The organism is Paenibacillus sp. UMB7766-LJ446 (assembly GCF_030226665.1).
In the GTDB taxonomy this organism is placed as follows: Bacteria; Bacillota; Bacilli; order Paenibacillales; family Paenibacillaceae; genus Paenibacillus; species Paenibacillus vandeheii.
In genome coordinates, this window is record NZ_JASOYM010000036.1 from 1 (window position 1) to 804 (window position 804).

The following is an 804-nucleotide window of genomic DNA, read 5'->3' on the forward strand; positions in this document are numbered from 1 at the left end:
TAGCTGGCCATAGGAATCCACCTGTCCAAGAAATACGTTATCAATCGAAACACCTAATTTCTCCAGTTCCGTATCCAACCATTGCCTGTTTAGACCTATCGTGGCAAGCGGTTCGTCCATTATTTTTCCATCCATAATGACCGATTGAGGTTCTTGTTCTGGCCCGACATTTATCCCCAGGTGTTTAGGCGTAAACGGTTGATTTTCCTTGGTTAAAAGAACGCTAACGTCACCGCTTGACTCCATGATGGCGAATTCAACATCGGCAGCTTTGAACACATTCTTTATTCGAAGCTGTTCCATAAGTTCATCCGTGGTAATCCTTTCTTTTTTTAGGTTATCCTCCATGATCTTGCCGTCCTTAATGAGTACTGTTGCTTTGCCGTCGAATAGGTCTCTTGCCGTTTTGCTTTTCAGCTGTAAAAGTTCAATCCCTAAAGAAACAACGGTCCAAACCGTCATCGCAACCAAGCCCAGATACCAATTGGACTCCAGATCCAACGAAACGTAAGCTGCAAGGCTGCCGATCGTGATGCCGGTGATATACTCAAACAATGAAAGCTCTGATACCTGTCGTTTACCCAATATCTTCGTTAGGACAAAAAGAACCCCCATAGCCAATAACGTTCGCAAAGCAATTTCTACCCAATCCGGCATAATATCACCATTCCTTTCCAATCACATTTAATCGACAAAAGTTAATATGTCCCTATTCCATTATTTTCATACATTTCCATTTGAAAATTTTTCTAACGTATGCTTTTGTTGCGAGACGGAAATATTAATTTCGGTATTGGGAGAATG

General features: G+C 41.8%; 1 protein-coding gene. It reads right to left on the reverse strand.

All coding sequences use genetic code 11. The features are described from left to right. Positions 1 to 657: DUF421 domain-containing protein (locus QP794_RS33080; protein WP_285080850.1), on the reverse strand; the 657-nt coding region annotated here is incomplete at its 3' end. Between the last annotated feature and the right edge of the window lie 147 nt (positions 658 to 804).